Annotated in this window: 8 protein-coding genes; 1 reads left to right on the top strand and 7 read right to left on the bottom strand. The window is 37.3% G+C overall.

Annotated features, from left to right (window positions below; all coding sequences use genetic code 11):
• Positions 1 to 301: 301 nt before the first annotated feature.
• The 7 genes from ACFIO3_RS08385 to ACFIO3_RS08355 form a co-directional block, all read right to left on the bottom strand.
• A complete protein-coding gene (locus ACFIO3_RS08385; RefSeq protein WP_375608653.1) occupies positions 302 to 685 on the bottom strand; it encodes a hypothetical protein in 384 nt (127 codons plus the stop codon).
• 11 nt (positions 686 to 696) lie between these two features.
• Positions 697 to 1,014 carry a hypothetical protein gene (locus tag ACFIO3_RS08380; protein ID WP_375608654.1) on the bottom strand — a complete coding sequence of 106 codons (318 nt, stop codon included), beginning with the start codon at positions 1,012 to 1,014 and terminating at the stop codon, positions 697 to 699.
• Positions 1,015 to 1,026: 12 nt separating this feature from the next.
• Positions 1,027 to 1,758 carry a Rha family transcriptional regulator gene (locus ACFIO3_RS08375; RefSeq protein WP_375608655.1) on the bottom strand — a complete coding sequence of 244 codons (732 nt, stop codon included), beginning with the start codon at positions 1,756 to 1,758 and terminating at the stop codon, positions 1,027 to 1,029.
• Between the two features lie 46 nt (positions 1,759 to 1,804).
• The gene (locus ACFIO3_RS08370; RefSeq protein WP_375608656.1) at positions 1,805 to 2,185 is read right to left on the bottom strand and encodes an antA/AntB antirepressor family protein; all 381 of its coding nucleotides are present in this window, start codon (positions 2,183 to 2,185) and stop codon (positions 1,805 to 1,807) included.
• Between the two features lie 60 nt (positions 2,186 to 2,245).
• Positions 2,246 to 2,620, bottom strand: coding sequence for a hypothetical protein (locus tag ACFIO3_RS08365; protein WP_375608657.1), 375 nt, complete (start codon positions 2,618 to 2,620; stop codon positions 2,246 to 2,248).
• Positions 2,621 to 3,028: 408 nt separating this feature from the next.
• Positions 3,029 to 4,084, bottom strand: a complete 1,056-nt coding sequence (locus ACFIO3_RS08360; protein WP_126603683.1) for a type I restriction endonuclease — start codon at positions 4,082 to 4,084, stop codon at positions 3,029 to 3,031.
• A gap of 19 nt (positions 4,085 to 4,103) precedes the next feature.
• On the bottom strand, positions 4,104 to 4,757 hold the full coding sequence (locus ACFIO3_RS08355; RefSeq protein WP_375608658.1) for a LexA family protein: 654 nt from the start codon (positions 4,755 to 4,757) through the stop codon (positions 4,104 to 4,106).
• Between the two features lie 94 nt (positions 4,758 to 4,851).
• Here ACFIO3_RS08355 and ACFIO3_RS08350 point away from each other — a divergent pair, with 94 nt between their 5' ends.
• Positions 4,852 to 5,127, top strand: coding sequence for a helix-turn-helix domain-containing protein (locus ACFIO3_RS08350; RefSeq protein WP_375608659.1), 276 nt, complete (start codon positions 4,852 to 4,854; stop codon positions 5,125 to 5,127).
• The last annotated feature ends 176 nt before the right edge of the window (positions 5,128 to 5,303 follow it).

Below are 5,303 nucleotides of genomic sequence, written 5' to 3'. Positions count from 1 at the left end.
GGTTTAACTTCACAATCGTTTGTTTTGTTTACTTCTGTTAAGTTAGTGTTTTGTTCATTCATTTTTCTTTCCTCCATCGCGCGCAATTCCCCCGTGGCGTGAATCACGCATGTGTTAAAAGTTGGTTTGGTTGTTAGAGTTTGGATTTTATAGGCTGTATGATGTCTTCAGAAATTATGGTATCTACATAAGGCTCGTCTTTATACCCAGAGATAGTGATACAAAGTTCACCTAGATTGTGAGTATTTCTCACAACTAACTGTGCACACAAGGTAGGTTTAATTTCATATTTATACATGATTTATTTTTTCTCGTTTGTTGTGATACGGCTTTCTCCGCAGATCTCTGAATCTCCGTAAATTTTTGCGTCGCCATAAACTCTTGCATTGGGATAAACAATTGCATTTCCGTAAATCTGTGCGTTTTCAAAAATGCGACCACCACCATATACTCGAGCGTTATTACAAATTTTTGCATTGTCATAAATTTTTGAACCCCAAGTAACACAAGCATTATCATAGACCCAGCAATTGCCATCATGAGAGAGATTGCTTTCATTTTCTATAAAGCCCCCAAGGTCGCCAGCCTTAACATCATCAAAATCTCTTAAAGCACGAATGCGGTACAATGTATGGCAACTTACAATATCGGTGGTTTCATCAGTAAGTTCGTATTTCTTTTCCATGATTTTCGTTCCTATCTTAAGGTAGCGTCACTTCCATAAAATGCTGTTTTGCCGGCTACTATGGCATTACCGCCAACTTTTGCTTTATTATAAACTTCGGCATCTTCATAAACCTTGGCGTTTTCATAGACATATGCATTTTCATAAACCCACGCCTCATCACCAACCCAACAATTTTCATCATGGCTAAGATTTCTTTCAGTCTCTACAAAGCCACCAAGATCACCTTTTTTAATATCTCCGAAATTCTTTAATGCGCGGATACGGTGAAGTATTATTTTACCAACTTTAATTGTCTCATCAGTCAGTTCATATTTCTTTTTTATCATAATAACCTCCTCTTAATGCATGCTTTGTCTTTTAAGCTCTTGAGACAGCAGCCCCATACCTTTTGTGGTGATTTTTGCGCAAGGAATGACCTTTTCTATTCCACTTGCGGTTTGAAGTGTGATAGTTGGACAATCCATAAGTTTCTTTTGAATTTTGTCTTGATAAGGAAGCAAATTTCCACCTGCTGCACGTCTGTAAACCCAACCTTTTTGCTGTAAGAATTGAATGAATTGTTTTGGTTGCATCTCGAGTATTTTAGCGGCTTCTGTAAGACCAAAAAGCCCGTTGTGACGTTGCAAACTTTCAAGAGCCATGGCTTTTGGTGTTAAATCTTCAATGATGGTGTCTTTTTGATCTATTTGACCTTGTAGGTAATTCAAAAAGCCAATCATAGCCTTTGGACTTGAATAGTCGATTTGTGGTGTTACAGCTTGCTTTTCCAACTCTTGCCAACGATCAATTATTTTTGCTCGTAAGGCAGTGCTGTAACCAGATACGAGAATTAAGCATTCACGTTTGGGGAGGTTATAACAAGGGCGGCTTTCACCTTTGCCATCAAGATAATAACCACTAAAATCACCCCCCCCAAATTTGGGGGCGTTAAGTTCTTCAAGCATTTTCTTGATATCACGCATAACATGGTCATGTCTTTTACCGCATAACTCTGCAATTTCACGACTAGACATCGTTTGAACTGTTGTGTTTTGAAAATTGCTTTCAGATGTTGTGATAAAATTATGCATGCTTTACTCCATTCATCGTGACAACATTTTCATTGTGCTTAATTTGCTACCTTAGATGTTTTAAGAAATCTTCTAATGTTTCAGGATTTGAATAATCAATTTTTGAATTTGCTTTTTTTTCGCATTTCAGAAAATATTCACGCACTTGTTTACCTTTGAGACCAGGTTCACAAATGGCAATGTGTTTTGCTGTGTCTAAAGTGAGAGCATAATCTTTAAAAGGATTTCCACGTGAGGAGTTTGATAATTCTTTAGTAGAAAGTACAAAGTCTACATCTTCTCTAAAGCTAAGTTCTTTAATACAGTTTGTTATCCACTTTCTAAACTCGGTTTTTACCTCTAAAAAGGTATATAAATCACGAGCGCTAATAGTTTGAACCTTTTGATGCTGAATAATATTGTATTGAGTAGCAAGAAGCTTTTCCATTACAGACCTCATATTGGTGGGATTAAAGGGGGCGCTTTTTAAATGCGCCCTTTAGAAGATTTAAATCACATCACAAAGACGTAATTTATTTTGCTCTTCATAGGTCCCGTAGACCTCATCATTATATTTTTCGTCTGCGATCTCGTCTAAAAGTCTATTGTAAACATCACTTTCGCGTACAAAGTAATGAACCTCACTATCCTCATGGAGATGTTCAATATTTGCTTCTACATATGCGTCTGCAATCTCTTCAGAGATATCTTCACAATTATTCTCAGAAGGATTTATACGAAAGATTTGGATTGCATCATCTACCTCAGCAACAATGCTTAGAATTTGGCTTGCATCAAGTGGTCCAGACTCTGCAATGTTTTGATTATCATCGTAGGAAACTAATAAAATTTCATTGGAATTAATAAGAATTGGCTTATCCATAATTTTTCCTCCCTAACGCCTCTTGGCGATTGTTTGTGTCAATGTAATTTAATCTACACCAGATCGGCTTTTGCTTCTTCGTGATATGTTGTTATAGAGGAGTATACCGTAAAGGATTATTATAGTCAAGTCATTTTATACTAAAATGGTTTTTTTATAAATGAACTTTAATATTTATTACGAATCGGTTTGGGTATTGTAGCGTTCAGTGTAGAGGCATGATACTTCCTAGTATCCCGTAAAAAAATAAATCAGTTAGCTGTATTTGAAATTTATATGCAGGAAAAATTGAGGCAGTGTGCAGACAGAGCCAATCGATGGGTGGATAACGCCGTAGTTTTTTATAAAAACTGCGGACGAACAAAAAAACCCCGCTTCAGCGGGGCATACATAGGTTGTTAGAATATCTTATAAATATTTTTTTGCTGTTTCTCTTATTCTGTCTGCAAAATCATAAATATTATCTAGCGTTTCAATACCGACTTTTTCATCAATATCAGTATCGAAAAGGGCTAGTTGCTTACGTTTTCTGTTAAAGTGCAGTCGAACCAACGGCTTTCTGTTATTATTGTCAATTAAAATGGCGCAGTACGACTTTGCATCTCTGATAACAATACGGTCGGCAGAAATAACTTCACGCGCAATTGCCTTGACAATCATGAAGCCTTCAACTTCCTCTTCGGTCGTTATTATGGCATGTTCATTACCAATAGATGTAGCAATATTATCTTGCTTGTCGGTTTCAGTTGTTGTTTGTAAAGCGCTAGAAAGCCGACTTTTTACCGCATCAGATATTACTTCGCGAAACGCATTTTTAGTAACACCTGTGAGCATTTCTAAGACATTAGCAGTCAGGCGCCCTTCATAAACATCCGCACAAGCAACACGAACAAAACCTTCGGACGGATTTTCTATTTCTTTTTGGATGTTTTGTTTTATTCCAGATACATATTTGAGCTGCTCGGCTGTCACCAATATATTTTCAATATTAAATGCTGAGCGTTCAAACTTTTTAAGCTCTGTAAGTACCACAGTATTGTATTCTATTACATCAAAAGTAAGGAATGGCCTATTATCGAGCTTGTTTGCAGCATCAAGATCTGTGTAAAAATGAAAAAATCGACCATTTGTCAAAATCGCGAATTTAGCATTCGTTACACTAAAGTATCGATATAATTGACTTAAATGCTTTGAACTCAATTCGCAAGATATCGGTTTGCACTCAAAAAGAATACGTATCTCACCGTCTATACGGATAGCATAGTCAACTTTTTCACCTTTTTTACCAACGGCATCAGCAGTAAACTCGGGAATGACTTCAAGTGGATCGAAAATATCATACCCAAGTGCGCGCAGAAACGGTAAAACGACCGCTGTTTTGACCGCTTCTTCAGTTAACATAGTATCTGAATGATTTTTGACTTTATCAGCTATTATTTTTAAGCTCTCGTCTACTGTCCCCATTCCCGCTTCTCCTTTGTTTTCAGGGTTTTCTTAAAATCCAAAGAACTTTCCCAACTACACGAATCTCCTCTCCATCAGTTGCCCCATTTATTTTGATAGGTTCTTGATGATTGGGTTCAGTACTTTCAGGCCATAGTTCAAATCCACTAATAGTTTGACGTGTACGTTTAGCTGTACGCTCAATCATTTGACCATTGAATCGGCTGCGTTCAACTATCACGAGATCGTTAGGTTCCACATTAATGCCGGCTTTTATTATGTCTACGCAAATAAGTTGATCACCATCACGAGCAATTTTGTTAAGGCAATTGCCCTGGATTTTTAAAGCAAATTGAAAGTGAGCTGGGTATTTCGAGGTGCTGGGTACATATTCTATGTCATCAAATCCAAAATCCATATCTTCGACCGACATCCACGAGCTAGCAGCAACTTTTCCTATCACCGGTATCATTCCAATAGTATTAGATATGGGATGTATTTCCTCGTTTTCTGGGAAAAGAAGATTAAACGGCTTTACACCAAGATGTGGTGCTAACTTTTCCGCCCACTCTTTGGTTAATTTTCGCTCACCTTTTTCAAGCCGTTTTATTTGAGGTTGCGTGGTACCAGCTTTTTCAGCCAATTTCACCTGTGTGAGTCCCAAATCTTTCCTCAATTTTTTAATTATATGCATGCTCTAAACCTTACACCAAGACTGCTTATTTAACAAAGTCCATAAAGGTATTTTTTATTGACTAAAACAGTCCCTTATGGTATTTATTTGAATTATGGAAAAATTGAAATCATATCTCACACGAAATAAACTATCTCAAGCCGAATTTGGGAAGCAAGTTGGCGTAGCACAGAGTACAATTAACAGGTATTTACGCGGCTTGCGGTTTCCTGAGCCTAAAATTGTCTTAAAGATTGAAAAGACAACCAATGGTATTGTTCGTCCCGTTGACTGGTATGTCGATTTATACCCACGCCCCTCTCTTGAAGAGGTAGGCGTGCCACTTACTACAGACAACAACAAACACCCACAGCATAATTCACAGGCTTAAAGAAGAAAGATCATGAGAAACGGAATATTGAAGAAGATCTACACCCAGTTTTGTAGATTAATAGGTTGTAATACGAAAATGAAGAATGGAGATAAATTTGTGAAAGAATTTGTACGGATACCGGATCGTGATTGTAGCATAGAAGATCTTGTGAAACGACACGAAACTCACACAAC

The organism is Bartonella sp. AD328YNZD, assembly GCF_042196425.1.
Note: the sequence above shows the minus strand (reverse complement) of the source record. Positions and strands in the feature narration are given on the sequence as shown.